A 24,338-nucleotide genomic window follows, 5' to 3' on the forward strand; every position below is an offset into this window, starting at 1 on the left:
AGCCGCCGACAGCCTAGCCGAATCTTTCGAGATGTGACAGACGTCAGTTTCCGTTGCGCTTTGCCAGCATGGCCATGCGCTGCGCATCAGACAGAATGCCGCGCAGCAAACGCACTTCCTGCTCGCTCATGTCCGCGCGCAACAGCAGCCGCCGCAGCTTGCGCATCGCCGACTCCGGCGCCCGCCCCTTGTGGAAGTCGATCTCGTCCAGGGTCTGGCCCAGCTGGCCGAACATGCCTTCCAGTTGGGCATGGCTGGCCGGGCCCTCGCGCAGCGCACCGCCCGCCGCGGCGGGTGCAGCCTCCGCTTCGCCGGCCGCCAGCTGCGCCAGCCGCACTTCGTACGCCACGACTTGCACCGCCGCCGCCAGGTTGAGCGAGCTGAACGCTGGGTCCGACGGGATATGCAGCGCCGCATGGCAGAGCTGCAACTCGTCGTTGGTCAGGCCGGTGCGCTCGCGGCCGAACACGATCGCCACTTCGGCCGGTTCGCCAGCCTTGGCCCAGGCACGGCGTGCGCCCTCGTCCGGCGGCAGCTCTTCCAGCGCGACCCGGCGCGCACGCGCGGTGCAGCCGATCACCAGGGTGCAATCGGCCACCGCCTCGGCCAGGGTGGCGAAGATCGGCGCCTCGCCGAGCACGTCCTCGGCACCGGCCGAACGCCGATAGGCGTCTTCGTCGAGTGCACGCTCCGGCGCCACCAGCACCAGGCGCGACACCCCCATCGTCTTCATCGCGCGCGCGGCGGCGCCGATGTTGCCTGGATGCTGGGTGCCGACAAGAACGAAACGGATGCGCTGGCTGACGGACATGAACGGAGATTGGGGAGCGATTCGGTCGTAGATGGTAAACTGCGCGGCCGGCTTTGGTGCCGGACCGCTCTTTTACCTTCGCCATTTTCGATTCTGCCTTCACGGGAGCTTTAACCATGCAGAAACCCGCCGTCACCGTCATGGTCAAAGCCGCCCGCCTCGCCGGCAATGTGCTGTTGCGCGGTATCAACAAGCTCGATGCGCTCAACGTGGTGCAGAAAGGCCGCATGGACTACGCCAGCGAAGTCGATGCCGATGCCGAGAAGGTCATCATCAAGGAACTCAAGCGCGGCTACCCCGAGTACGCCGTGTTCGGCGAAGAAGGCGGCGTGCAAGGTGGCAAGAGTGGCCGCTACACCTGGGTCATCGACCCGCTGGACGGCACCAGCAACTATCTGCGCGGCTTCCCGCATTACTGCGTGTCGATCGCGCTGGTGGAAAACGGCGAGCCTACCGACGCGGTGATCTTCGACCCGCTGCGCAACGAGCTGTTCACCGCCAGCCGCGGCGCCGGCGCGGTGCTCAACGACCGCCGCATCCGCATCGCCGAACGCAAGGACCTGGAAGGCGCGATGGTCCATACCGGCTTCCCGCCGCGCGAGCGCGCACGCACCAGTGCGCAGCTGAAGTGCGTCGATGCGTTGCTGGTGCAGGCCGAGGATGTGCGTCGTACCGGTTCTGCCGCGTTGGACCTGGCCTATGTGGCCTGCGGCCGGGCCGATGCGTATTTCGAGGCCGGCGTCAAAGCCTGGGACATCGCGGCCGGCGTGCTGCTGGTGCGCGAAGCCGGTGGCCGCGTCTGCGACTACAAGGGCGCCACTCCGCCGCGCATGGACAACATGGGCCCGGAAACGCAGCAGATCGTGGCCGGCAACATCAAGATCAGCGACGCGCTGCAGAAGGTCATCGTCAATACCGGCTACGCCCGCGAGTTCGACGCCAAGTTCTGATCGCTGCCCGATCCCAAGTTCTGGTCGGCGCCGCACACCGTAGGAGCGCGCCAGAGCGCGACGGGGCTTCCCGGCAAAGCCCTCGCGACCAGGGTCGCTCCTACAACAGCGCGTAGCAAAACGAACAAGGCCGGGATCACTCCCGGCCTTGTGCGTTCCAGCTCGATGCAAAGCCCATCGGCGCCACACACCGTAGGAGCGCGCCAGAGCGCGACGGGCCTTTCCCAGCAAAGCCCCTCGCGACCAGGGTCGCTCCTACAACAGCGCGTAGCAAAACGCACAAGGCCGGGATCACTCCCGGCCTTGTACGTTCCAGTTCGATGCAAAGCCCATCGGCGCCGCACACCGTAGGAGCGCGCCCGAGCGCGACGGGGCTTTCCCAGCAAAGCCCCTCGCGACCAGGGTCGCTCCTACAACAGCGCGGAGCAAACACAAAAGGCCGGGATCGCTCCCGGCCTTGTGCGTTGGGTGACGCTGTCACAGCGCTACGTGGAACCTAGCGCTGATGCAGGACTTCAGGCGATCGCAGCGTGGTAGCGGCGCTCGACTTCTTCCCAGTTCACTGCGTTGTAGAACGCGCCGATGTATTCCGGGCGACGGTTCTGGTACTTCAGGTAGTACGCGTGTTCCCACACGTCCAGACCCAGGATCGGGGTGTTGCCTTCGAACAGCGGGCTGTCCTGGTTGGCGGTGCTTTCCACCACCAGCTTCTTGTCCGGGGTCACGCTCAACCAGGCCCAGCCCGAGCCGAAACGGCTGACGGCGGCCTTGGTGAAGGCTTCCTTGAACTTCTCGAAACCACCGATGTCCTTGTCGATCGCCTTGGCGACCTCGCCCTTGGGCTCACCGCCGCCATTGGGCGACAGCACGGTCCAGAACAGCGAATGGTTGGCGTGGCCACCACCGTTGTTGCGCACCGGGCCCTGCAGGTTTTCCGGCAGGCTCTTCAGCTTGGACACCAGCTCTTCCACCGGCAGGTCGGCGTACTCAGTCCCTTCCAGCGCCGCGTTGACGTTGTTGATATAGGTCTGGTGATGCTTGGTGTGATGGATTTCCATCGTCTGCGCATCGATGTTGGGTTCCAGCGCGTCGTAGGCGTAGGGCAACTGCGGGAGGGTGTAGGCCATGCGTGTCTCCTGGACTTGCCGCCCGGCGAAGACCGGGCGTTGCGGGGTAGATGGTAAGGACGGCGGCGGCGCTTACCAAGGGTATTGGCAGGGAAACTTCATCCCATCGCATGCCGCGTCGTGTTCGCTGCACACCTTGCACCATGCCCCGGTTACTTGGGCGTGAACCGTCCCACCGGCCGGCACGTTCAAAGTCGACACAGTCGCGCAGCGGCATACTTGCTCTGCCGTCCCAAACTCCTGTTTTCGGAACCGTCATGCGCAAGCCCGCTTTGCTGATCGTCGCCATCGTGCTGCTCGTCACCGGGTTGTGGGGCATGCGCGCGATGCAGACACCCAAGCCGCACTTCGCGCCGCAGCTCAGCGCGCCGATCGCCGCGGCAGCACCGGTCGAACGCTCACCGCAGCAACAAGCGTTGCCGGGGTTTCTGCCGACCGAGGCCATGGCCACGATCGTGCTGATCCAGCGCGGCGGGCCATTCCCGCATCCGCAGGACGGCAGCGTGTTCGGCAATCGTGAGCAGCGCCTGCCCGAGCGTCCGCGCGGCTACTACCACGAGTACACCGTGGAAACGCCAGGCAGCTCCGATCGCGGTGCGCGCCGCATCGTCACCGGCGGTACGCCGCCGCAAGCGTGGTATTACAGCGACGATCACTACCAGAGTTTCAGATCGTTCCAGGGCCCGGCCCCGGAGCAGGCACCATGAGCGCAGGCGACTTCGCACTGGATCTGTCCGACCCGCAGCAATCGGGCGTCTATCAAGCCGAGACCGACGACCTGGACACCATGGCCGCCCTCGCACGCGATGCAGGCCTGCACATCCTGCGCGTGGACCTGGCCAGTTGCAGCGACAAGCACAGGTTGCTGATGCGTCTGGCCACCCAACTGGACTTCCCGGCCGGCTTCGGCCGCAACTGGGACGCGCTCTCCGATGCCTTGCGCGATCTGGCATGGCTGCCGGCGTCGCATGGCTATGCGCTGCTGATCGACGGCGCCGATGCGCTGGCCCGCGCTGCGCCGAACGACCGCGACACCTTGCTGGACATCCTCGACGAAGCGGCTACCGCCTGGGCCGCGCGCGGGCTGACGTTTGCGGCATTCGTGGCGCCTGCGAGTGCCTGCGACTAGGCGCTGCCTGCGAGACGCGTCCCGCAATCACGGGACACAGCACGACCAACACAGCGTATTGGTGATCGGTGATCACCGGTGCGTATCCAGCGCGTGTTTTACGCGACGCGCTGCCCCACGGCTGCCACCCCTGTAGTAGGAGGCGTGGTGCCAGTTATCGCTCCACACATCCACAAGGCCGGCACGCAGTCGCGCACCGGCCCGATCATCAACTATCCAGTTCGCTCCAGCGCGCGAACGCCGCATCCAGCCGAGCCTGCGCATCGCCCAATGCGGCGGTATGCGCGGCCATCGCCGCACTGTCGCGCTGGTAGAAGGCCGGGTCGTTCATCGCCTCGGTCAGTGCCGCGACCTGTTGCTCCAGGGTTTCGATCAAGGCCGGCAACTGCTCCAGCTCACGCGCGTCCTTGTAGCTGAGCTTGCGCTTGGGCGCGGCATCGACCGGCAGCGCAGCCGCCACCGGCGTAGTCGCCGCCGCCGTCGCCGATGCCTTGGCGACCGCCATCGCGTTGGGCGCCGGGGTGCGACGCTGACGCAACGAATCGCTGTACCCGCCGACGTAATCGCCGATCAGGCCCTCGCCCTCCATCACCAGCGTGGAGGTCACCACGTTGTCGAGGAAGTCGCGGTCATGGCTGACCAGCAACAAGGTGCCGGTGTACTCGCCCAGCAGCTCTTCCAGCAGCTCCAGCGTTTCCACGTCCAGATCGTTGGTCGGTTCGTCCATCACCAGCAGGTTGGACGGCTGCGCGAACAGGCGGGCCAGCAGCAGCCGATTGCGCTCGCCACCGGACAGCCGGGTGATCGGCGCACGTGCGCGCTCGGGGGTGAACAAAAAGTCCTGCAGATACGCATGCACATGCTTGCGCTTGCCGTTGATCTCGATGAAGTCGCGGCCTTCGGCCACGTTCTCGATCGCGCTCCAGTCCTCGCGCAGCGTGGAACGGTACTGATCGAAGTAGGCGATCTGCAGATTGGTGCCGATGCGGATCTCGCCCTGCTGCGCCTGCAGATCGCCCAGCAGCAACTTCAGCAAGGTGGTCTTGCCGCTGCCATTGGGGCCGATCAGCCCGATGCGGTCGCCGCGCTGGATGATGGTCGAAAAATCCTTGACCATCGTGCGCGCGCCGAATGCGAAACCGACTTCCTTGGCCTCGATCACCTTCTTGCCAGAGGACTCGCCCTGCGAGACTTCCATGCGCACATTGCCGGTCAAGTCGCGGCGCTGCACGCGCTCGTTGCGCATCGATTCCAGACGCCGCACACGGCCTTCGTCGCGGGTACGCCGCGCCTTGATGCCCTGACGGATCCAGATTTCTTCCTGCGCCAGCATCTTGTCGAAGCGCGCGTTTTCCTGCGCCTGCGCATTGAGCCGCTCTTCGCGGCGCCGCTCGTAATTGGCCCAGTCGCCCGGCCAGCTGGTGACCTGGCCACGATCGATCTCGACGATGCGGGTGGCCAACGCACGCAGGAAGCGCCGGTCATGGGTGACGAACAACACGCTGCCGTTCCAGTTCTTCAGGAACGACTCCAGCCAATCGATGGCTTCGATGTCCAGATGGTTGGTCGGCTCGTCCAGCAGCAGCACATCCGGCGAGGACACCAGCGAGCGCGCCAGCAGCACGCGCCGCTTCATGCCGCCGGACAACCGCGCAAACTCCGCATCGCCGTCCAGTTCAAGCTTGGTCAGCGTCTCGCTGACGCGCTGATCCAGCGCCCAGCCGTCGGCCGCATCGATCTTGGCCTGCACCTTGCCGAATGCGTCGGCATCGAACACCTCGGCATGACTGAGCTGGTGGAACTCGGCCAGCCAATGACCCAGCTCGCCCAGGCCGTCGGCCACCACATCGAACACGCTACCGCCGGTGCCCTGCGGCACTTCCTGCTCCAGCCGCGCGATGCGCACGCCCTGTTGCACGCGCACTTCGCCGTCGTCGGGCTTGAGCTCGCCGGCAATCAGTTTCATCAAGGTCGATTTGCCGGCGCCGTTGCGGCCGATCAGGGCGATACGCTCGCCCGGCTCGATCGTGAGGTCGGTTTTTTCCAGCAACAAGGGGCCGCCGACGCTGTAGTCGACGCTTTGCAGAGTGATTAAAGGCATGGGCTGATTGTACGGGAATCGGGAATGGTGAATCGGGAATGGAAAAAGCCTCGCCGTCGCGAATCCCCAATCCCCACTGCCCAATCCCGGCTAAAATGCGCCATGAACGAATTCTCCGCGCTGCCGCTGTCGCCGGCCCTGGCCCCCGGCATCGACGCCCTTGGCTACACCGTCCTTACCCCCATCCAGGCACAGAGCCTGCCGCCGATCCTGCAGGGGCTGGACGTCATCGCCCAGGCGCCGACCGGCAGCGGCAAGACCGCCGCCTTCGGGCTGGGCCTGCTGCAGAAGCTCGACCCGGCGCTGACCCGCGCGCAGGCGCTGGTGCTGTGCCCCACCCGCGAGCTTGCCGATCAGGTCGGCAAGCAGTTGCGCAAGCTGGCCACCGGCATCCCCAACATGAAGCTGGTGGTGCTGACCGGCGGCATGCCGCTCGGCCCGCAACTGGCCTCGCTGGAGGCGCATGACCCGCAAGTGGTGGTCGGCACGCCCGGCCGCATCCAGGAACTGGCCCGCAAGCGCGCCCTGCATCTGGGCGGCGTGCGCACGCTGGTGCTGGACGAGGCTGACCGCATGCTCGACATGGGCTTCGAAGAACCCATCCGCGAGATCGCCAGCCGCTGCGACAAGCACCGCCAGAGCCTGCTGTTCTCGGCCACCTTCCCGGACATCATCCGCACACTGGCGCGCGAGATCCTCAAGGACCCGGTCGAAATCACCGTCGAGGGCGCCGACAACGCGCCGGAAATCGACCAGCAATTCTTCGAGGTCGACCCGACCTACCGGCAGAAGGCCGTCGCCGGTCTGCTGCTGCGCTTCAATCCCGAATCCAGCGTGGTGTTCTGCAATACCCGCAAGGAGGTGGACGAGGTGGCCGGCTCGCTGCAGGAGTTCGGCTTCTCCGCGCTCGCCCTGCACGGCGACATGGAACAGCGCGACCGCGACGAAGTGCTGGTGCGCTTCGTCAACCGCAGCTGCAACGTGCTGGTGGCCAGCGATGTGGCCGCACGCGGGCTCGACGTGGAAGACCTGTCGGCAGTGGTCAATTACGAGCTGCCCACCGATACCGAAACCTACCGCCACCGCATCGGCCGCACCGCGCGCGCCGGCAAGCGTGGATTGGCGCTCAGCCTGGTGGCCCCGCGCGAGACCGGCCGCGCGCAGGCGCTGGAAGCCGAACAGGGCCAGCCACTGAAGTGGTCGCGCGCGCCCCTGGCCACCGCCCGCCCGGCGCAGCTGCCGCAGGCGGCCATGACCACGCTGCGCATCGACGGCGGCAAGACCGACAAGCTGCGTGCCGGCGACATCCTCGGCGCACTGACCGGCGAAGCCGGACTGTCGGGCGCGGCGATCGGCAAGATCGCGATCTACCCCACCCGCTCCTATGTCGCCATCGCCCGCGCGCAGGTCGCCAAGGCGCTGGCGCATCTGCATGCAGGCAAGATCAAGGGGCGCCGGTTCCGGGTCAGCAAGCTGTAATCAACGCGCGGCAGCGACCCTGCCGACCACCGATCGGGCGGCGGCGACAGCGCCTGCCGCACGCTCCACAGGGATGCGCATGCTTGCGCATTCCCGTTTTCAGAAAGCCTGATCGGCGAGCTGCTCGATCGGCAAGACGCCTGGGTCAGTAGCTCAAGGTAGCCAGCAACGGCACGTCATTGGCCCACTTCTCGCGGCCCTGCAGCGCCAGCAACTCGACCAGCACCGCCGCGCCGACCACTTCCAGCTCCAGCTGTGCAGCCAGACTCAGGGCCGCGCGCAGCGTACCGCCGGTGGCAAGCACGTCGTCGACGATCAACACGCGCGCGCCGCGTGGCAACGCGTCCTCGTGCATTTCGATGCGGTCGGTACCGTATTCCAGCGCGTATTCCTGGACCAGCGTACGCCCGGGCAGTTTGCCGGGCTTGCGCACCGGCACAAAGCCGGTACGTAGTTCGCGCGCCAGCGCCGACCCCAGGATGAAACCGCGCGCCTCGATGCCCAGCACCGCATCCAGCGGCGTGGTGCGCCAGGGCTGCGCCATTTCATCCAGCGCCGAGGCGAAGTCCGGCCCATCCGACAGCAGCGGCGTGATGTCCTTGAAGACGATGCCCGGCTTGGGAAAATCGGCGATGTCGCGGATTCGCTCGGACCATTGGTTGGGTCCGGAAGAATTGGTGCCGGCGCAGCGGGTGCAGTCAGTCATGGTGGTGGTGGCGTCTAGGCCGGTGGGGACCACCCTATTCTAGGCTGCGCGCGCTCACGACGCCGCGTTTACGACATACCTGCATCTGAGCGCGTCAGGAACTGCAGGACAGCATCGAGCAACCGGCGCGGTCGCGCGCCCAGTCCGGCCGCCGTGCGGCAAACGCCTCGCGGCCCGGCTGCTCGTCGTACGGGTGACGCATGACCTCCAGCAACTCTTCTACGCCGGACGCATCGCCCTGCTCGGCCAGATCGATCGCCTGCTGCGCCAGATAGTTGCGCAGCACATAGCGCGGGTTGGCCAGGCGCATGCGTTCGCGCCGCACCTCCGGCGACAGCGTGTCCTGCTGCAGCCGCTCAGCGTAGCGCTGCAGCCAGTCCTGCAGCTGCGCGACATGCGCGAGGCGCTTGTCCTGGTCATAGAACGCCTCACGCAACAGATCGGGATCCGGATGCTCCGGCACCAACGCGATCAGGCCGCGGAAGGTCAGCGTCATGTCCATTTCCGCGTTGTGCATCAGCGCGCGCAGCGCATCGATCAGCTGCAGATCCTCGTCGCGGCAGTCGGCCAGACCCAACTTGGCGGCAGTGTCGCGGCGGTCGCAGGCTAGGTAGGTATCGCGGAAGCGGTCCAGCCCCAGCTGCAACTGCGCCTGGTCGGCAAATAGCGGCGCCAGCGCCTGCGCCAGGCGCCCGAGGTTCCAATACGCGACCTGGGGCTGGGTGCCGAAGCGGTAGCGACGGCCCTGCGCATCGGTGGTGTTCGGCGTCCAGTCCGGGTCGTAGTCGTCGACCCAGCCGTAGGGGCCGTAGTCGATGGTCAGCCCCAGGATCGACATGTTGTCGGTGTTCATCACCCCATGCACGAAGCCCACCCGCATCCAGTGCGCCACCATCACCGCGGTGCGCTCGCAGACCTGCGCGAACCAGGCTGCGTACAGCGCCTCGCCAGCACCTTGCAGCTGCGGGAAGTCGCGCGCGATGGTGAAGTCCACCCATTGCCGCAGCAGCGCCAGATCGCCGCGCGCACCGGGCAGCTCGAAGTTGCCGAAGCGGATGAACGACGGCGCCACCCGGCACACGATCGCGCCCGGCTCGCGCTGCGGCCGGCCGTCGTAAAACATGTCGCGCACCACCGCATCGCCGGTGGTGACCAGGCTCAGCGCGCGCGTGGTCGGCACGCCCAGGTGATGCATCGCTTCGCTGCACAGGAATTCGCGAATGGACGAGCGCAGTACCGCCCGGCCATCGGCACCGCGCGAATAAGGGGTCGGGCCGGCACCCTTGAGCTGCAACTCGTAGCGACCGCCATCGACCCCGATTGCCTCGCCCAGCGAGATCGCCCGGCCATCGCCCAACTGGCCGGCCCAATGTCCGAACTGGTGCCCGCCATAATTGACCGCCCACGGCTGCATGCCCGGGTACAGCGCATTGCCGGCGAATACCTCGGCAAACTGCGCGCTGCCGATCTGGGCCTCATCCAGCCCCAGCCGTTGGGCGACATCGGCCGAATACGCCAGCAAGCACGGCGCGGCTACCGGCGTCGGCATCACCGTCGACCATGCAGCGCGTACCTCGCGGCGGCGTGGACCTTGTTCGGAATCACCGGGCAGCTGCTGGCGCAGGCGGTTGTCAAACTGCAGAGTCGTCATGCATGCCAGCGTAGGCCAACGACAGTGAACTTCGCATGGGCAACCACGCATCCGGCGTTGCGCACGTACCGTATCTTCGAGCAGCTGGCCGCCAGCAAACGGGCTCGTCCTGCACACGCAGGCAACAGCCGCCGCGTTATTCCTCCCCGCCCCTCAAACGACATCGCCCATGCCCTCGCGCACTTCCTGCTGGTTTCGCCCCGCCCTGCTGCTGCTCGGCTCGCTGACACTGACTGCCTGCAGCAGCGTGTTCTTCGGCGGCATCAACGCCGCCTCCAGCCGCGACGGCATTGTCGAGCACCGTGACCAGGTGTTCGATCCGGCGCATGGTCTGGCCCTGGACGTCTACCAGCCGCGCGGCGCGGTGGATGCACCGGTGGTGGTGTTCTTCTATGGCGGCACCTGGAAGCGCGGGACGCGCGCCAACTATCGCTGGGTCGGACGCGCGCTCGCGCGACAGGGCGTGGTGGCGATGGTGGCCGACTACCGCAAGTATCCGCAGGTCGGCCTGCAGGGCTTCATGTCCGACGCTGCCGGCGCCACCGCCTGGGGCTATCGGCATGCGCACGACTACGGTGGCGACCCGACGCGCCTGGCGGTGATGGGCCACTCTGCCGGCGCGCATATGGCCGCGCTGCTGGGTACCGACGCGCACTGGCTGCAGGTGCAAGGCCTGCAACCCCGGCAACTGTGCGGGGTGGTGGGTCTGGCCGGGCCCTACGACTTTCTGCCACTGACCGACCCGGAGCTGATCGAGATCTTCGGCGAGGCACCGGCCGCGCAACAGCAATCGCAGCCGGTGCGCTATGTCGGCGGCGACGAACCGCCGATGCTGCTGCTGCACGGCGATGCCGATCGCGTGGTCGAGCTGCAGAACAGCACCTCGTTGCAGCACGCCCTGCAACGCAAGGGCGGCACGGCCGAGTTGAAGGTCTACCCGGGCATGGGCCATCTCGGCATCGTGCTGGCGCTGCGCAAACCGCCCGAGCGCTCGCCCGTGCTGCGCGACACGCTGCAGTTCCTGCGGCAATGTCGGGCGCCTTAATTGGGCGGTACGGGATTGAGCGGTACGGGATTGGGGAGTCGGGATTGGGGATTCGCCAAACCCTGGCAGGACACCGTCAAGGCACGGTGACCTGCGGCCTCCCTGCGCGCATACCGCAACGTCACTCGGCGGGCTTGCGCCCCATCAGCTCGAACGGGCCGCCCTTCTTCAGCGCGGCCTGGTATGCCGGACGCGCCTCGATACGCGCGATAAACGCGCGCAGGCGCGGATAGCTTTCCAGCCCGCCGCCACGTGCAGCGGCGGCCTGTACCGGGAAGCTCATTTGGATGTCGGCTGCGGTGAAGCGCTCACCGGCGAACCATTCGCTTGCCTGCAGCGACTGCTCCATCCAGTCCAGATGCAGTTTGAGCTGCGGACCGACAAAGCCGGACATGGCCTTGTCCACGATGGCACGCGCGATCGGCTTGGCGAAGAACGGCATCGGCGCACTGCGAATCCGCCCGAAGATCAGCGTCATCAGCAACGGCGGCATTGCCGAGCCTTCGGCGTAATGCATCCAGTAACGGAACTTCAGGCGCTCCGGCGACTCCAGCGGACGCGGCGGCGGCGACAGCGCGCATTCGGTGTCGTAGCGTTCGGTCAGGAACTCCAGGATCGCGCCGGACTCGGCCACGGTCAGCTCGCCGTCGACAACCACCGGCGACTTGCCGAGCGGATGGATGGCACGCAATGCCGCCGGCGCCAGCATGGTCTTGGGATCGCGCTCGTGCCGCACGATCTGGTATGGCAGCGCCAGTTCCTCCAGCAGCCACAGCACGCGCTGGGAACGGGAATTGTTGAGATGGTGGACAGTGATCATGGAAGAGGCTGCACGCGGAAAGCGCACATGCTACCGATTGGCGTGTCGTCGCTGCGCTCACCTGAGCGGGCCGAACCGCCGCACTCTCTATTGCACTGATCAAACCGCGCCCAATAAAAAACGCCGGTCGCTTGCGCGACCGGCGTTTTTGGCAACCTTACGGTTGCAGACGGATTAGACCGCCTGCACCTGGTCAGCCTGCATGCCCTTCTGGCCCTGCACGGCGACGAAGGTCACTTTCTGGCCTTCCTGCAGCGACTTGAAGCCGGTGCCCTGGATGGCACGGAAGTGCACGAACAGGTCCGGGCCGCTTTCCGGGGTGATGAAGCCGAAGCCCTTGGCATCGTTGAACCACTTCACGGTACCGCTCTGACGATCTGACATTTACAAACTCCTGAACTATAGATGGATAAATCGCAGCGTCCGAAAAGCCGGAGCTGAGACTGAGTTGCAGGCGTTGGTAAAGCGGAACGATGAAGCGAGATCTGTAACGATCCGGCTGCATCAGGCCACGATTCACGGTGACCCTTGCAAACACAGTGCGTGCACAGTACTCGCGTTCCCAGCAAAAAGCGACACCTTGCGTCAAATTTTTTACTGTCAGGCCGAATCTGACCACCTGTCAGGCCCCTTCCCTCTCGATTTCAGCACATGAATGCGCCTCCCCTGCCGTCCCGCCCGAATATCTGGGTCGATGCCGATGCCTGCCCCGCAGTCATCCGCGACATCCTTTTCCGCGCTGCCGCACGTACCGGCACCGCGGTGACGCTGGTCGCCAATCATTTCCTACCCACCCCTCGCCTGGCCCACGTGCGTGCGCTGCAGGTGCCTGGAGGAGCGGACGCGGCCGACGACGCCATCGCCGCACGGGTGGCCGCAGGCGACCTGGTCGTCACCCAGGACATTCCGCTGGCCGCTCGCGTACTGGAGGCGGGAGCGGCCGCCGTCAGCCCGCGTGGCGAGCCGTTTACCCGCGACAGTATCAACGAGCGCCTGTCGGTCCGCGGCTTTCTGGAGGAACTGCGCGGCGCCGGCGTGGTCACCGGCGGGCCGGCGGCCCTGCACCCGCGCGACCGCCAGGCATTTGCCGCCCAGTTGGACCGTTGGCTGGCCGAGATGGCGCGGCGCTGACCGCAACACGCCGGCATTGCAACGGGGGCGTATCATAAGTGCCCTTTGCAACCGGCATCCTGATGGCCCTTACCGCCACCGTCCGCAGGGCGGAACTCCAGATCAGCGACATGGACCGTGGCTACTACGCCAACCATTCGTTAACCCTGGCCCAGCACCCCTCCGAAACCGACGAGCGCCTGATGGTACGGCTGCTGGCGTTCGCGCTGTTCGCCGACGACCGCCTGGAATTCGGCCGCGGCCTCAGCAACGAGGACGAGCCCGACCTGTGGCGGCGCGACTACACCGGCGACCCGGACCTGTGGATCGACCTCGGCCAGCCGGACGAAAGCCGAGTGCGCAAGGCCTGCAATCGGTCGCGCGAAGCGGTGGTGATCGGCTATGGCGGCCAGGCCACCGAAACCTGGTGGAAGAAGCAGGCCAACGCGCTTAGCCGGCAGCGCAACCTGCGCGTGATCGAGCTGGACTCGCAAGCCACTGAAGCGCTGGGCGCGCTGATCCAGCGCGGCATGCGCTTCGACGTGATCATCCAGGACGGTGAGGTGCAGATGCTGGCCGACCACGGCAGCGTCACCCTGACCCCGATGGTGCGGCAAGCCCCGGCCGAATGAGCATGCGTTGCGACGTGCTGGTCATCGGTGCCGGCGCGGCCGGACTGATGAGCGCCTTCACCGCAGGCCGGCGCGGCCGTCAGGTGCTGGTGATCGACCATGCCAACAAGGTCGGCAAGAAGATCCTGATGTCCGGTGGCGGCCGCTGCAATTTCACCAATACCAGCACCACGCCGGGCAACTTCCTCTCGGCCAACCGCCACTTCTGCAAGTCCGCCCTCGCCCGCTACAGCCCGCTGGATTTCGTGGAGATGGTCGAGCGCCACGGCATCGCCTATCACGAGAAAGAGCTGGGCCAGCTGTTCTGCGACATCTCGTCCAAGCAGATCGTGCGCATGCTGCTGGACGAGTGCGAGGCGGCGGGCGTGCAGGTGCGTACCGACTGCAAGGTGCAATCGGTGCAGCGCGGCAGCGACGGCTTCAGCGTGGAGACCAGCCAGGGACGCGTGCAGGCGCAGTCGCTGATCGTGGCGACCGGCGGGCTGTCGATTCCGAGCATGGGCGCCAGCGGCTTCGGCTATGCGCTGGCCCAGCAGTTCGGCCACACGCTGTTGCCGACGCGTGCCGGGCTGGTGCCGCTGACCCTGAGCGGCAAGCACCAGGAACGGCTGCAGGACCTGTCCGGGCTGGCGCTACCGGTCCAGGCGCAGTGCAACGGGGTCAGCTTCCGCAACTTCATGCTGGTCACCCACCGCGGCGTCAGCGGCCCGGCCATCCTGCAGATCTCCTCGTACTGGCAGCCCGGCGACGACCTGCGCCTGGACCTGCTGCCCGGCCAGGATGCGGCGGCGTGGCTGCGCGACCAGAAAAATCAGCGTGGCGCCACCGAACTGCGCAACGTGCTGGCCGACGTGCTGCCGCGGCGGTTCGCCCAGCGCCTGTGCGAGGTGTGGTTGCCGGACAAGCCGGTCCGCCAGCTCGACCCGCCCCAGTTGCAGGCCGCAGCCGACCTGCTGGCCGCCTTCCCGCTGATCGCCAGTGGAACCGAAGGCTATCGCACCGCTGAAGTAACGCTGGGAGGTGTCGATACCAACCAGGTCTCCAGTGCGAGCATGGAGTCGCGCCTGGTGGCCGGCCTGTACTTCGTCGGCGAGGTACTGGATGTGACCGGCTGGTTGGGCGGCTACAACTTTCAGTGGGCATGGGCGTCCGGCCATGCCGCCGGGAGCGTGGCCTGATGTCAGCTTCGACACATGGAAACGTGGCCTGAGTCTCACCCCGGATGCGGCCTTGTCCACAGACATGGACGCAGCCGAGTTCCTTCGTGTATTAAAGCCCGTCGCTAGGGAAACGCGCATGCAAAAAGGCAAAGATCTCACCCTCCGCCTGATGATCGTCGACGACAGTGTCGAAAGCGCGGAGGCGATCGTGACCGCGCTGCGCAACGGCGGCATCGCAGTGCGTCCGTCGCGACCGCAGACGCCGGAAGAGCTCGCCAGCATGCTGTCGGGGCAGATCGACCTGGCCCTGCACGGGCAGGCGCTGCAGATCCCGATGAGCGCGTTGCAGCAGCAGATCGCCGGCAGCGGCAAGGATATTCCGATCATCCTGCTGGCCGAGCGGATCGAGGAAAACGCGCTGGTCGAGGCCGCGGCACATGGCATTCGCGCCATCGTGCTGCGTCATCGCCCCGAACACCTGCTGGCGCTGGTGCGCTCGGAATGGGCCGACCTGCAGGCACGCCGTGGCCTGCGCCGCATCGAGGCACAGATGCGCGAGACCGAGCGGCGCTGCGATGCCCTGATCGCCTCCTCGCGCGACCCGATCGCCTACGTGCACGAAGGCATGCACATCCGCGCCAACGAGGCGTATCTGGACATGTTCGGCTTCGAGTCGTTCGACGATGTCGAGGGCGTGTCGCTGCTGGACATGATCGCCGCCCAGTACGTCGACGATTTCAAGCAACTGCTCAAGGCGATGTCCAAGGGCGAGCCGCCGCCGGCGCAGTACAAGGTCGACGCGCGCCGGCTCGAAGGCGACACCTTCCCGGCGACGATGGAGTTCGCCACCGCGACCTACGAAGGCGAGCCGTGCATCCAGGTGGTGTTCCGCCGTCGCGAGGAATTCGACCCGGAGCTGGCGCGCGAGGTCGAGGACCTGCGCCAGCGCGACCAGGTCACCGGCCTGCTCAACCGCCCCACCTTCATGGTCGCGCTGGAACAGGCGGTGGCGCGCGCCGGCCGCAGCGAAGGCCAGTCCGGCTTCCTGTTGATCGAGCCCGACCACTACGCGCGCCTGCTGCCCGAGATCGGCCTGGATTCAGCCGACGCGCTGATCGCCGCGCTGGCCGCGCACGTGGCCAACGTGAGCGACGACAGCGTGGTCGCCGCACGTTTCGGCGAGCACAGCTTTGCGTTGTTGATGGACGGCAATTACGCGCGCACGCATGCACTGGCGGAGCTGGTACGCGACACCTTTGCGCAGCATGTCTTCAGCATCGGCGCGCGTTCGGCCACGGTGACGGTGAGCATCGGCGGGGTGCAGATCGGCGAGAAGATCGCCAGCATCGGCCAGGTGCTCAACCGCGGCACCGAGGCTGTGCGCACCACCGCCGAGCTCGGCGGCAATGCGGTCAGCATCTACGACCCTGCCGCGGCCGACCGGGCTGAAGAGGAACGCATCGAGCGCTGGGTGCAGCAACTGCGCGAGGCGCTGGTCGGCGACGGCTTCCTGCTGCATTACCAGCCGGTGCTCAACCTGCAGGGCGAGCCGCTGGAGCTGTACCAGGCCTTCCTGCGACTGGAGCGCAACGGCGAGATGATGTCGCCGAACGCCTTCATGGCGATCGCCGAAGAACACGATCTGATCACCGAGATCGACCGCTGGGTGGTGGCACGCGCGATCCGCCAGCTCGGCGAGCGGCAACGTGCAGGACACAGGACGCACCTGCTGGTACGCATCGGGCCCAACTCGTTCTCCGATCCGCAGATGATCGACATCATCCGCGAGCAGCTGGCCGTGTACGGCGTGCCGGGCGAACGGCTGTGGCTGCAGACGCCGGAATCGAAGGTGTTCACCCATCTGCGCAATGCCCAGCAGTTCCTGGCGGCGGTGTCGGCGATGGGCTGCAAGGTCGGGCTGGAACAGTTCGGCTCGGGCCTGGACTCGTTCCAGTTGCTGGCGCATTTCCAGCCGGCCTTCCTCAAGCTCGATCGCGGCATCACCGGCGAAGTGGCCTCGGCGCGCGAAAGCCAGGAAAAGATCCGCGAGATCACCTCGCGCGCGCAGCCGGCCGGCATCCTCACCGTGGCCGAGTTCGTGGCCGATGCGCAGTCGATGAGCACCTTCTTCAGCGCCGGGGTGGACTATGTGCAAGGCGATTTCGTCGCCCCGACCGGGCCGTTGATGAACTACGAGTTCGGCTGAGACCTGCAGCTACACCGCATCACCGCCGCCTCTCTCCACCCAACAAAAAACCCGCAGGACGCGGGTTTTTTGTTTGGCGGCACGCATCGGTTGGCGCTACCGTCTTACATCGCCGCACCGTTGGCGGCGCGCAGCGCGGCGATGCGCTCGGACAGCGGCGGGTGGCTCAGGAACAACCGGCGCAACCCATCGCCACCACCGCCGGAAATGCCGAAAGCCTGCACCTGCGAAGGCAGGCTGTTCTGGCCATGGTTGAGCGACAGGCGTTCCAATGCGGCGATCATCTTGCCGCGGCCCGCCAGTTGCGCGCCACCGGCATCGGCACGGAATTCGCGGCGCCGCGAGAACCACATCGCGATCATCGTCGCGAACAGGCCGAACACCATCTCCAGCACGAACACGATGATGTAGTAGGCAAAGCCGCGGCCACCGTCGCGATTACCCGACATGGCGCTGTCGATGACGCCGCCGACCACGCGCGCCAGCACGATCACGAAGGTATTGAGCACGCCCTGCAGCAAGGCCATGGTGACCATGTCGCCATTGGCGACATGCGCAATTTCATGGCCCAGCACCGCCTCGGCCTCGTCCTGGCTCATGTTCTGCAGCAGCCCGGTGGACACCGCCACCAGCGCGTTGTTGCGGTTGGCGCCGGTGGCGAAGGCATTGATCTCCGGGCCGTCGTAGACCGCCACTTCCGGCATGCCGATGCCGGCCGCCTCGGCCTGACGGCGCACCGTCGCCAGCAGCCAGCGCTCGGTCGGCGTGCGCGGCTCGCTGATCACCTGCGCGCCGGTGCTGCGCTTGGCCATGAACTTGGACAGCAGCAACGAGATGAAGGAGCCGCCGAACCCGAACACGGCCGCCATCACCAGCAAGCCGCTCATCTGCGCGGGATTGACGCCCAGCACCGACATCACGATGCCGGCCAGCACCAGCACCGCAAAATTGGTCAGCAGGAACAGGAAAATGCGGTTGAACATGGTGCGACGACTCCACGCGAGCAAGATGAGCTGCAGCAGATCTGCGGTCGTCAGCGCTTGAAATCAAGCGATCACCTGACCGACGATTCAGCCGATCATGCCAGCTCTCCCCTACCGCGGCCGCTTCGCGCCCTCCCCGACCGGCCCGCTGCACTTCGGCTCCCTGCTGGCGGCGTTCGGCAGCTGGCTGCTCGCGCGGCATGCCGGCGGTCAGTGGTGCGTGCGCATCGAAGACATCGATCCGCCGCGTGCCGAACCCGGCGCCTCCGCGCGCCAGCTGCGCACGCTGGCCGCCTTCGGCCTGCACTCGGACCTGCCGGTGCTGTATCAATCCGAGCGCCACGCGCAGTACGAGGCTGCCGTCACCACCTTGCTGGAGGCGGGACTGGCGTTCGAATGCAGCTGCAGCCGGGCCGACCTTGCCGGCATGGGCGGCATCCACCACGCCTGCGTGGCGCCGCTGAGCGCTCGCCGTGCGGTGCGCCTGCGGGTGCCGCCACAGCCGCCGGTCGGCTTCGACGACGCGCTGCAGGGCCACGTGGTGCAGGACGTGCATGCCGAGGTCGGCGACGTGGTGCTGCGCCGCGCCGATGGCTACTGGGCGTACCAGTTGGCGGTGGTGGTCGACGATGCCGCGCAGGCCATCACCGATGTCGTGCGCGGCGCCGACCTGCTCGACTCCACCCCGCGCCAGTTGTTGCTGCAGCGCGCACTGGGCCTGCCGCAACCGCGCTACCTGCACCTGCCGCTGATCCTGGATCAGGCCGGCCGCAAGCTGTCCAAGTCGCATGCTGCGCCCGCGCTGGACGATGCCGATCCGCAACCGGCCCTGCGCGCCGCCTGGGTCGTGCTGGGACAGCAGCCGGACGCCTTGCCGCGCCGGGCGGCGCTGGACACCTTGCTGCAGCATGCGGCGCAGCATTTTTCGCCACAGCGCTTGCCCCGGCACCTGCATCTGGACGCGGACGGACGCGCATCGCAGCCCCGGCGTGACTAGAATTGCGCCCCAGCACCGGCGTCGGGCCAGGCAGCGCGCCTGTGCCCCGCCCGCCCCCAGTCTTACCTGTCCATTGGAGTCGTCATGACATCTCGCGTCGTATTGGTCACCGGCGGCACCGGCGGTATCGGCACCGCCATCTGCAAGCGCCTGGCCGACCAGGGCCACCGGGTGGCCAGCAACTTCCGCAACGCCGAAAAGGCCCAGGCGTGGCAGCAGCGCATGCAGACCCAGGGCTACGACATCGCGCTGTTCCGCGGCGATGTGGCGTCCTCCGAACATGCGCGCAGCCTGGTCGAGGACGTCCAGGCAGCGCTGGGGCCGATCGAAATACTGGTCAACAACGCCGGCATCACCCGCGACACCACCTTCCATCGCATGACTGCCGAGCAATGGCATGACGTGATCAACACCAATCTCAACTCGGTGTTCAACGTCACCCGCCCGGTGATCGAAGGCATGCGCCAGCGCGGCTGGGGACGGGTGATCCAGATCAGTTCGATCAATGGCCTGAAGGGCCAGTACGGGCAGGCCAATTACGCGGCCGCCAAGGCCGGCATGCATGGCTTCACCATTTCGCTGGCACGCGAAAATGCCGCGTTCGGAGTGACCGTCAATACCGTGTCGCCGGGGTATGTGGCCACCGACATGGTGATGGCGGTCCCGGAAGAGGTGCGCGCCAAGATCGTTGCCGACATCCCCACCGGCCGCCTGGGCCGGCCGGAAGAAATCGCCTATGCGGTGGCATTCCTGGTTGCGGAAGAGGCCGCCTGGATCACCGGCTCCAACCTGGATATCAACGGCGGCCACCACATGGGCTGGTGAGCTTTGCTGCAACTTTGCGATGCAGCATAAAAACCCTTGAAAATCATGCTGCGCAACATTTTTTAGGTGTCTACTTAAGAAAATAAGGCCTTGTGGCGGTTGCAAGGGCTGCTGCGGTGCGCCATCCTGCGCGCACTATCGTTGTGAGTGAACGTTCCATGGCCGGACTTCGCATCATCAAGAAGTATCCCAATCGCCGTCTCTACGACACGGAAATTTCCAGCTACATCACCATCGAGGATGTGCGTCAGCTCATCATCGACGGCGAAGAATTCGAGGTACGCGACGCCAAGAGTGGCGAAGACCTCAGCCGCGCGGTCTTGCTGCAGATCATTGCCGACCGCGAACAGGACGGCGAGCCGATGCTGTCGACCCAGTTGCTGAGTCAGATCATCCGTTTTTACGGCGACTCGCTGCAGGGCTTCATGGGCAACTACCTGGAGCGCAGCATGCAGGTGTTCCTGGATCAGCAGCAGCAGTTCCGCCAACAGATGGGCAACCTGCTCGGGCAGACCCCGTGGGCGATGATGAACCAACTGACCGAGCGCAACCTGGAGTTGTGGCAGGAATTCCAGCGCAACTTCGGCGCCGGCTTCGGCCGTCCGGGCGGCCCTGGTACGCCGCCGCCGGGTGCCAGCGGCATGGGCAGCGGCCCGATGGGCACCGGCACGCATGGCACCGCCGGTAGCGCCGGCACCACCGGCAAGGCCCGCAACCGCGGGTAAGACAGGCGCGGCGCCTGGAGCGTGAGCCGCTCCAGGGCGCAGCCAATCAGCGGCCGGCCTGCTCCGCGCAGGCCGTGCAGATCCGCTCCACGTGGTAGCCACGCGCGCGCAGACGCTCCACCACGCCATCACTTCCCAGCAGGTGCAGCGCACCGACCACCACCAGCGTGGTCCCGCTGCCCTTGCCCAGCCGCTGCTCCAGCCGCGGCACCCAGCGCGCATTACGCTCGACATTGATGTCCTGATACAGCGCTGGGTAGTGCTGCCGCATTTCTTCGGCCATCTGCGTGGACAGGGTACGCACATCGCCACTGCGCCAGGCCGCGTGCAGCTGACGCAGCTGATCGTTGGCGCCGGCATCGTCCAGCGATTCCTCCAGCAGCTGATGCTGTTCGGTCGGCGACATGCCATCGAGCAAGGCAATCTGCTCTTCGGCCCGCTCCAGCCCATCGGCCGGTTTGCCGCTCGCCTGTGCCTGCGCCATCAGGTAATGGTCCAGCCCGGCGTTCGGGTCCATGCCTTGCCGGCTCATCTCCGCCAGACTGATCGTCAGCGCCACGAACCAGGGTTCCAGGGTCTGCAGGCTGTCCACCGGCATCCCGTGTTTGCGGGCGTAGGTGGTCAGCGCCTGCCAGGTCTTCGGATCCAGTGCGTCCTGCAGGCGACGCCCGTCGCTGCGACGCGCCGCCTGCAGCATGCGGCCGGCCAGTTCGGGCGATTGCGCATCGGAGGGCGGCAGTTCGAACACCAGCCGGTCGGCCTTGGCGAAGGCCTGTATCACATCCGGCGACAACGGGTAATCGCTGGGCTTGAGCACATGGAACGAACCCAGCAGATACAGCGTGCCGCCCTTGCCATCGACCTTCCACAACAGCGGCACCGGCGGACCGGCCGGCGCCTCGCTGCCGGCGCGCGCCCAGGTCGGCGCGGCCGCCGCGCTGCATAGCGCCAGAGCAATCACCACACCGCCGCACCAGGCTGCCAGCCGGCTGCGCATGCTTGCCTTCACCATGTCGGCCTCTCCACGTCAGTGCGGCACCTTGTAGGTCTTCTCGCCGGCCGACACCGCCAGGTTGATGCGGTTCTCCGGCGGCGGCAGCGGACAGGTCGCAAACGGAGTGAACGCGCACGGCGGGTTGTAGGCACGGTTGAAATCGACGACCACATGCCCGGAGGCGTCGGGCACGTCCAGGTCGAGAAAGCGCCCGGCCGGATAACTGCCGTGTCCGCTGGTGCGATCGGCGAACACCACGAACATCGGCCGCCCGGGTTCGCCGATGGTTTCCAGCCGGTACGCCTTGCCGTTGCGCTCGAAGGTGATCGCCCCGGCGTTGGGCTGTTCGCTGCTGATGCCGACGATGTCCACGATCGGGATGGTCTTGCCGACATCGTTGGGCACATAGCGCGCGCTGATGCGCCAGGACGGATCGACCGGCCAGTAGTCCAGACCGGCGAAGTGGCTGCGCGATGGCGCATCGGCATGCTTGACCCGCAGCGCATTGCGGTCGCCCCGGTGGATCAGGCTCAACACGCCCTTGCCATCGTCGAAATGGATGAAGGTCGGCTGCGGGTCGCGATCGGACTGGAAGCGGATCCTGCCGGTCAGCGGCTTGCCGTCGACGGTCAATGCTGCGCCGCGCTCGGGCACGAACCAGACCGTGTCGGCCTCGGTCGCGACCATGCCCATCTTGGGTGGCCCGACCGCCAGCCTGATGCCGCTGTCGGCGCTGCTGCCGATGTAATGCGCCTTCAGCGACAGCCAGTGCAGGCCGACCAGGCTGGTCCAGCCATCGGGCGCGCGCAACTCGGTCAGGCGCGCCTCGCGCCAGGCCGCGTTATCGGCCAGGAAGGCCTTGTCGAGTGCGGCCGGCGCTGCCGGTGGCGGTGCATCCTTGCCGCAGCCGGCCAGCGCCGCACACACCAGCATGCCGAGCAGCCAGTGGTTCCCCTTGTGCAATACAGCCATCAGCGCCCCCTCAGGAACCAGCGATCGATTTCGCCCAGCGTAAACCGTGCCCAGGTCGGTCGGCCATGATTGCATTGGCCCGAGCGCTCGGTGACTTCCATATCGCGCAGCAGTGCGTTCATTTCCGGCACGGTGAGGCGCCGGTTCGCGCGCACCGCGCCATGGCACGCCATGGTGGAGAGCAGTTCGTCGCGCGCACTGGCAATGCGCCGGCTCTGGCCATGCTCGCGCAGATCGCCGAGCACATCGCGCAACAACGCCTCCGGGTCGGCATTGGCAAGCAGCGCGGGAATGCTGCGCACATGCAGCGACTGCGGGCCGGCGCGGGTGATCTCGAAGCCCAGGCTGGCCAGCGTGTCGGCCTCGCGCTCGGCGGTGTCGGCCTCGCGCTCGCCCACCGCCAGCGTCATCGGCACCAGCAGCGGTTGTGCGTGCAGGCCGATGCTGTCGTGCGCGTTCTTCAGCCGCTCGTAGCCGATGCGTTCGTGCGCGGCATGCATGTCCACCACGATCAGGCCTTCGGCGTTCTCGGCCAGGATGTAGATGCCGTGCAACTGCGCGACGGCATACCCCAGCGGCGGCACGCCACTGTCCGCGGCAGTCGCCGGCAGGCCCATCCCGCTGCCCTCCGGCAAGGCGGCAGACTGCTGCTGCGCGCCACTGGACGGCGGCGCATACAGCGCGCTGTAGGCCGCACGCGCCTCGTCCACGCGCAGGCCCAGCGGGGTCTGCGATGGCGTCCACTGACCATAGCCGGCACCGCCGCCACCGCCTCCGTAGTTTGGTCGGTCGAGCATGCCGCCCGGCGCCGCAACCGTGTCGCTGGCGCCGTCCGTGCCGATGCTGTTGGGCATCGCACCGGCGCGCGTATGCGCCAGCGCGTCCTGCAAGGTGCGGTAGACGAAGTCGTGGATCAGCCGCGCCTCACGGAAACGCACCTCGTGCTTGGCCGGATGCACGTTGACGTCCACGCGCGCCGGATCCAGTTCCAGGAACAGCACGTAGGCCGGCTGGCGCCCATGGAACAGCACATCGCCATAGGCCATCTTGACCGCGTGCGCGACGCTGCGATCGCGCACCGAGCGGCCATTGACGTAGAGATACTGCTGGTCGGTACTGGCGCGCGAGTAATGCGGCTGCGCGACCCAGCCATGCAGCCGCAGGCCGGCGCCACTGTGATCGACGCGCAAGGCCTGCCGCGCGAAATCCTCGCCCAGGGTTTCGCCCAGCCGCGCATCCGAATACAGATCGCCCGGCTTGTAGCGACGCGAGGGTTTGCCGTTGTGCGAGACCCGCAATTCCACATCCGGGCGCGCCAGCGCGAGTGAGCGCAGCCATTCTTCGATATGCCCCAGCTCGGTGCGCTCGGCACGCAGGAACTTGCGCCGCGCCGGCACGTTGAAGAACAGCTCGCGCACTTCGACCGTGGTGCCGGGCGCGTGGGCGCGTGGCACCACCTCGCTCAGGCGCCCGCCGTCGATCTCCAGTGCGGAGCCATGTTCGGCATCGTGGCGACGCGAGATCAGCGTGAAACGGCTGACCGAGGCGATCGACGGCAGGGCTTCGCCGCGGAATCCGAGCGTGGCCACGGTTTCCAGATCGTCCAGCGATGCGATCTTGCTGGTGGCATGCCGCGACACCGCCAGCGGCAGTTCGTCGGGGGTGATGCCGCCACCGTTGTCGCGGATACGGATCAGCCGCACGCCGCCCTCTTCCAGCTCGATATCCACGCGGGTAGCACCGGCATCGAGGGCGTTTTCGACCAGTTCCTTGACCACGGACGCAGGCCGCTCGACGACTTCGCCGGCGGCAATCTGGTTGATCAGGATCTCGGGGAGCTGACGGATCGCCATCAGCACAGGCGCTCGCGCTGGACGCAGACTGCGGAGCGCATCGGGGGTGTAACAGGCAAGAC

General features: G+C 66.7%; 23 protein-coding genes. 12 read left to right on the forward strand and 11 right to left on the reverse strand.

Features of this window, described 5'->3' with window-relative positions:
• Positions 1–43 precede the first annotated feature (43 nt).
• A complete protein-coding gene (locus ABQY74_RS11630; protein ID WP_039526928.1) occupies positions 44–811 on the reverse strand; it encodes an RNA methyltransferase in 768 nt (255 codons plus the stop codon).
• Between the two features lie 116 nt (positions 812–927).
• Here ABQY74_RS11630 and ABQY74_RS11635 point away from each other — a divergent pair, with 116 nt between their 5' ends.
• Positions 928–1,761, forward strand: a complete 834-nt coding sequence (locus tag ABQY74_RS11635; protein ID WP_039521909.1) for an inositol monophosphatase family protein — start codon at positions 928–930, stop codon at positions 1,759–1,761.
• Between the two features lie 515 nt (positions 1,762–2,276).
• Here the strand turns inward: ABQY74_RS11635 and ABQY74_RS11640 are convergent.
• Positions 2,277–2,888 carry a superoxide dismutase gene (locus ABQY74_RS11640; protein WP_016904847.1) on the reverse strand — a complete coding sequence of 204 codons (612 nt, stop codon included), beginning with the start codon at positions 2,886–2,888 and terminating at the stop codon, positions 2,277–2,279.
• 257 nt (positions 2,889–3,145) lie between these two features.
• On the opposite strand from ABQY74_RS11640, the gene ABQY74_RS11645 reads away from it, so the two are divergent.
• Together ABQY74_RS11645 and ABQY74_RS11650 are read left to right on the forward strand one after the other, a co-directional pair.
• The gene (locus tag ABQY74_RS11645) at positions 3,146–3,595 is read left to right on the forward strand and encodes a ribonuclease domain-containing protein (RefSeq protein ID WP_104554210.1); all 450 of its coding nucleotides are present in this window, start codon (positions 3,146–3,148) and stop codon (positions 3,593–3,595) included.
• Positions 3,592–4,017 (forward strand): barstar family protein, encoded by a 426-nt coding sequence (locus ABQY74_RS11650; protein WP_104554209.1) that lies wholly within the window; start codon positions 3,592–3,594, stop codon positions 4,015–4,017. Before ABQY74_RS11645 ends, ABQY74_RS11650 begins: the two co-directional genes overlap by 4 nt.
• Before the next feature lie 208 nt (positions 4,018–4,225).
• Here ABQY74_RS11650 and ABQY74_RS11655 read toward each other — a convergent pair whose 3' ends face one another.
• A complete protein-coding gene (locus ABQY74_RS11655) occupies positions 4,226–6,118 on the reverse strand; it encodes an ATP-binding cassette domain-containing protein (RefSeq protein WP_054592720.1) in 1,893 nt (630 codons plus the stop codon).
• Positions 6,119–6,220: 102 nt separating this feature from the next.
• Here ABQY74_RS11655 and dbpA point away from each other — a divergent pair, with 102 nt between their 5' ends.
• A complete protein-coding gene (dbpA, locus tag ABQY74_RS11660) occupies positions 6,221–7,597 on the forward strand; it encodes an ATP-dependent RNA helicase DbpA (RefSeq protein ID WP_053045141.1) in 1,377 nt (458 codons plus the stop codon).
• A gap of 145 nt (positions 7,598–7,742) precedes the next feature.
• Here the strand turns inward: dbpA and ABQY74_RS11665 are convergent, their stop codons facing one another.
• Both ABQY74_RS11665 and ABQY74_RS11670 read right to left on the reverse strand, forming a co-directional pair.
• Positions 7,743–8,303 carry an adenine phosphoribosyltransferase gene (locus tag ABQY74_RS11665; protein WP_024939306.1) on the reverse strand — a complete coding sequence of 187 codons (561 nt, stop codon included), beginning with the start codon at positions 8,301–8,303 and terminating at the stop codon, positions 7,743–7,745.
• Positions 8,304–8,397: 94 nt separating this feature from the next.
• On the reverse strand, positions 8,398–9,954 hold the full coding sequence (locus ABQY74_RS11670; protein ID WP_349791501.1) for a protein adenylyltransferase SelO: 1,557 nt from the start codon (positions 9,952–9,954) through the stop codon (positions 8,398–8,400).
• Positions 9,955–10,123: 169 nt separating this feature from the next.
• On the opposite strand from ABQY74_RS11670, the gene ABQY74_RS11675 reads away from it, so the two are divergent.
• Positions 10,124–10,999: an alpha/beta hydrolase gene (locus tag ABQY74_RS11675; protein ID WP_349791504.1), complete on the forward strand. Its 876-nt coding sequence runs from the start codon at positions 10,124–10,126 to the stop codon at positions 10,997–10,999.
• A 121-nt stretch (positions 11,000–11,120) separates the two neighbouring features.
• On the opposite strand, the gene ABQY74_RS11680 is transcribed toward ABQY74_RS11675, so the two are convergent.
• Entirely contained in the window at positions 11,121–11,819 is a 699-nt protein-coding gene (locus ABQY74_RS11680; RefSeq protein ID WP_166770925.1) for a glutathione S-transferase, read from the reverse strand.
• Positions 11,820–11,993: 174 nt separating this feature from the next.
• The gene (locus ABQY74_RS11685; RefSeq protein WP_006451993.1) at positions 11,994–12,203 is read right to left on the reverse strand and encodes a cold-shock protein; all 210 of its coding nucleotides are present in this window, start codon (positions 12,201–12,203) and stop codon (positions 11,994–11,996) included.
• Positions 12,204–12,470: 267 nt separating this feature from the next.
• Here ABQY74_RS11685 and ABQY74_RS11690 point away from each other — a divergent pair, with 267 nt between their 5' ends.
• From ABQY74_RS11690 to ABQY74_RS11705, 4 genes are all read left to right on the forward strand, one after another.
• Positions 12,471–12,950, forward strand: coding sequence for a YaiI/YqxD family protein (locus ABQY74_RS11690; RefSeq protein WP_349791508.1), 480 nt, complete (start codon positions 12,471–12,473; stop codon positions 12,948–12,950).
• Positions 12,951–13,012: 62 nt separating this feature from the next.
• Positions 13,013–13,561, forward strand: a complete 549-nt coding sequence (locus ABQY74_RS11695) for a YaeQ family protein (RefSeq protein ID WP_024939301.1) — start codon at positions 13,013–13,015, stop codon at positions 13,559–13,561.
• Positions 13,558–14,739, forward strand: a complete 1,182-nt coding sequence (locus ABQY74_RS11700) for an NAD(P)/FAD-dependent oxidoreductase (protein ID WP_126966069.1) — start codon at positions 13,558–13,560, stop codon at positions 14,737–14,739. The genes ABQY74_RS11695 and ABQY74_RS11700 overlap by 4 nt, the downstream gene beginning before the upstream one ends.
• 118 nt (positions 14,740–14,857) lie before the next feature.
• Complete coding sequence (locus tag ABQY74_RS11705) at positions 14,858–16,927, forward strand: EAL domain-containing protein (protein ID WP_104622777.1); 2,070 nt, start codon at positions 14,858–14,860, stop codon at positions 16,925–16,927.
• Positions 16,928–17,031: 104 nt separating this feature from the next.
• Here ABQY74_RS11705 and htpX read toward each other — a convergent pair whose 3' ends face one another.
• Positions 17,032–17,910: a protease HtpX gene (gene htpX, locus ABQY74_RS11710; RefSeq protein WP_104554203.1), complete on the reverse strand. Its 879-nt coding sequence runs from the start codon at positions 17,908–17,910 to the stop codon at positions 17,032–17,034.
• A gap of 97 nt (positions 17,911–18,007) precedes the next feature.
• On the opposite strand from htpX, the gene gluQRS reads away from it, so the two are divergent.
• The 3 genes from gluQRS to phaR all read left to right on the forward strand — a co-directional run bounded on the left by gluQRS (position 18,008) and on the right by phaR (position 20,457).
• Positions 18,008–18,907, forward strand: a complete 900-nt coding sequence (gene gluQRS, locus ABQY74_RS11715) for a tRNA glutamyl-Q(34) synthetase GluQRS (RefSeq protein WP_104622778.1) — start codon at positions 18,008–18,010, stop codon at positions 18,905–18,907.
• An 84-nt stretch (positions 18,908–18,991) separates the two neighbouring features.
• A complete protein-coding gene (locus tag ABQY74_RS11720) occupies positions 18,992–19,732 on the forward strand; it encodes a beta-ketoacyl-ACP reductase (protein ID WP_024939297.1) in 741 nt (246 codons plus the stop codon).
• A 158-nt stretch (positions 19,733–19,890) separates the two neighbouring features.
• The gene (phaR, locus tag ABQY74_RS11725; protein ID WP_039526896.1) at positions 19,891–20,457 is read left to right on the forward strand and encodes a polyhydroxyalkanoate synthesis repressor PhaR; all 567 of its coding nucleotides are present in this window, start codon (positions 19,891–19,893) and stop codon (positions 20,455–20,457) included.
• A gap of 46 nt (positions 20,458–20,503) precedes the next feature.
• Here phaR and ABQY74_RS11730 read toward each other — a convergent pair whose 3' ends face one another.
• Genes ABQY74_RS11730 through mutL form a run of 3 tightly spaced genes read right to left on the reverse strand, consistent with a single transcriptional unit; the run spans position 20,504 to position 24,276 of the window.
• Positions 20,504–21,469, reverse strand: coding sequence for a TraB/GumN family protein (locus ABQY74_RS11730; protein WP_228599729.1), 966 nt, complete (start codon positions 21,467–21,469; stop codon positions 20,504–20,506).
• Positions 21,470–21,484: 15 nt separating this feature from the next.
• The gene (locus tag ABQY74_RS11735; protein WP_349791512.1) at positions 21,485–22,423 is read right to left on the reverse strand and encodes a DUF1684 domain-containing protein; all 939 of its coding nucleotides are present in this window, start codon (positions 22,421–22,423) and stop codon (positions 21,485–21,487) included.
• A complete protein-coding gene (gene mutL, locus ABQY74_RS11740) occupies positions 22,423–24,276 on the reverse strand; it encodes a DNA mismatch repair endonuclease MutL (RefSeq protein WP_102596614.1) in 1,854 nt (617 codons plus the stop codon). The genes ABQY74_RS11735 and mutL overlap by 1 nt, the downstream gene beginning before the upstream one ends.
• Positions 24,277–24,338 lie beyond the last annotated feature (62 nt).

The sequence above is a fragment of the Xanthomonas sp. WHRI 7064 genome, from assembly GCF_040202355.2.
Classification (GTDB): Bacteria; Pseudomonadota; Gammaproteobacteria; order Xanthomonadales; family Xanthomonadaceae; genus Xanthomonas; species Xanthomonas arboricola.

What these genes read in the sequence shown, in the direction of transcription:
- ABQY74_RS11630 (WP_039526928.1), bottom strand. Translation starts at nt 811, where the DNA reads ATGTCCGTCAGCCAGCGCATCCGTTTCGTTCTTGTCGGCACCCAGCAT.
- ABQY74_RS11635 (WP_039521909.1), top strand. Translation starts at nt 928, where the DNA reads ATGCAGAAACCCGCCGTCACCGTCATGGTCAAAGCCGCCCGCCTCGCC.
- ABQY74_RS11640 (WP_016904847.1), bottom strand. Translation starts at nt 2,888, where the DNA reads ATGGCCTACACCCTCCCGCAGTTGCCCTACGCCTACGACGCGCTGGAA.
- ABQY74_RS11645 (WP_104554210.1), top strand. Translation starts at nt 3,146, where the DNA reads ATGCGCAAGCCCGCTTTGCTGATCGTCGCCATCGTGCTGCTCGTCACC.
- ABQY74_RS11650 (WP_104554209.1), top strand. Translation starts at nt 3,592, where the DNA reads ATGAGCGCAGGCGACTTCGCACTGGATCTGTCCGACCCGCAGCAATCG.
- ABQY74_RS11655 (WP_054592720.1), bottom strand. Translation starts at nt 6,118, where the DNA reads ATGCCTTTAATCACTCTGCAAAGCGTCGACTACAGCGTCGGCGGCCCC.
- dbpA (WP_053045141.1), top strand. Translation starts at nt 6,221, where the DNA reads ATGAACGAATTCTCCGCGCTGCCGCTGTCGCCGGCCCTGGCCCCCGGC.
- ABQY74_RS11665 (WP_024939306.1), bottom strand. Translation starts at nt 8,303, where the DNA reads ATGACTGACTGCACCCGCTGCGCCGGCACCAATTCTTCCGGACCCAAC.
- ABQY74_RS11670 (WP_349791501.1), bottom strand. Translation starts at nt 9,954, where the DNA reads ATGACGACTCTGCAGTTTGACAACCGCCTGCGCCAGCAGCTGCCCGGT.
- ABQY74_RS11675 (WP_349791504.1), top strand. Translation starts at nt 10,124, where the DNA reads ATGCCCTCGCGCACTTCCTGCTGGTTTCGCCCCGCCCTGCTGCTGCTC.
- ABQY74_RS11680 (WP_166770925.1), bottom strand. Translation starts at nt 11,819, where the DNA reads ATGATCACTGTCCACCATCTCAACAATTCCCGTTCCCAGCGCGTGCTG.
- ABQY74_RS11685 (WP_006451993.1), bottom strand. Translation starts at nt 12,203, where the DNA reads ATGTCAGATCGTCAGAGCGGTACCGTGAAGTGGTTCAACGATGCCAAG.
- ABQY74_RS11690 (WP_349791508.1), top strand. Translation starts at nt 12,471, where the DNA reads ATGAATGCGCCTCCCCTGCCGTCCCGCCCGAATATCTGGGTCGATGCC.
- ABQY74_RS11695 (WP_024939301.1), top strand. Translation starts at nt 13,013, where the DNA reads ATGGCCCTTACCGCCACCGTCCGCAGGGCGGAACTCCAGATCAGCGAC.
- ABQY74_RS11700 (WP_126966069.1), top strand. Translation starts at nt 13,558, where the DNA reads ATGAGCATGCGTTGCGACGTGCTGGTCATCGGTGCCGGCGCGGCCGGA.
- ABQY74_RS11705 (WP_104622777.1), top strand. Translation starts at nt 14,858, where the DNA reads ATGCAAAAAGGCAAAGATCTCACCCTCCGCCTGATGATCGTCGACGAC.
- htpX (WP_104554203.1), bottom strand. Translation starts at nt 17,910, where the DNA reads ATGTTCAACCGCATTTTCCTGTTCCTGCTGACCAATTTTGCGGTGCTG.
- gluQRS (WP_104622778.1), top strand. Translation starts at nt 18,008, where the DNA reads ATGCCAGCTCTCCCCTACCGCGGCCGCTTCGCGCCCTCCCCGACCGGC.
- ABQY74_RS11720 (WP_024939297.1), top strand. Translation starts at nt 18,992, where the DNA reads ATGACATCTCGCGTCGTATTGGTCACCGGCGGCACCGGCGGTATCGGC.
- phaR (WP_039526896.1), top strand. Translation starts at nt 19,891, where the DNA reads ATGGCCGGACTTCGCATCATCAAGAAGTATCCCAATCGCCGTCTCTAC.
- ABQY74_RS11730 (WP_228599729.1), bottom strand. Translation starts at nt 21,469, where the DNA reads ATGGTGAAGGCAAGCATGCGCAGCCGGCTGGCAGCCTGGTGCGGCGGT.
- ABQY74_RS11735 (WP_349791512.1), bottom strand. Translation starts at nt 22,423, where the DNA reads ATGGCTGTATTGCACAAGGGGAACCACTGGCTGCTCGGCATGCTGGTG.
- mutL (WP_102596614.1), bottom strand. Translation starts at nt 24,276, where the DNA reads ATGGCGATCCGTCAGCTCCCCGAGATCCTGATCAACCAGATTGCCGCC.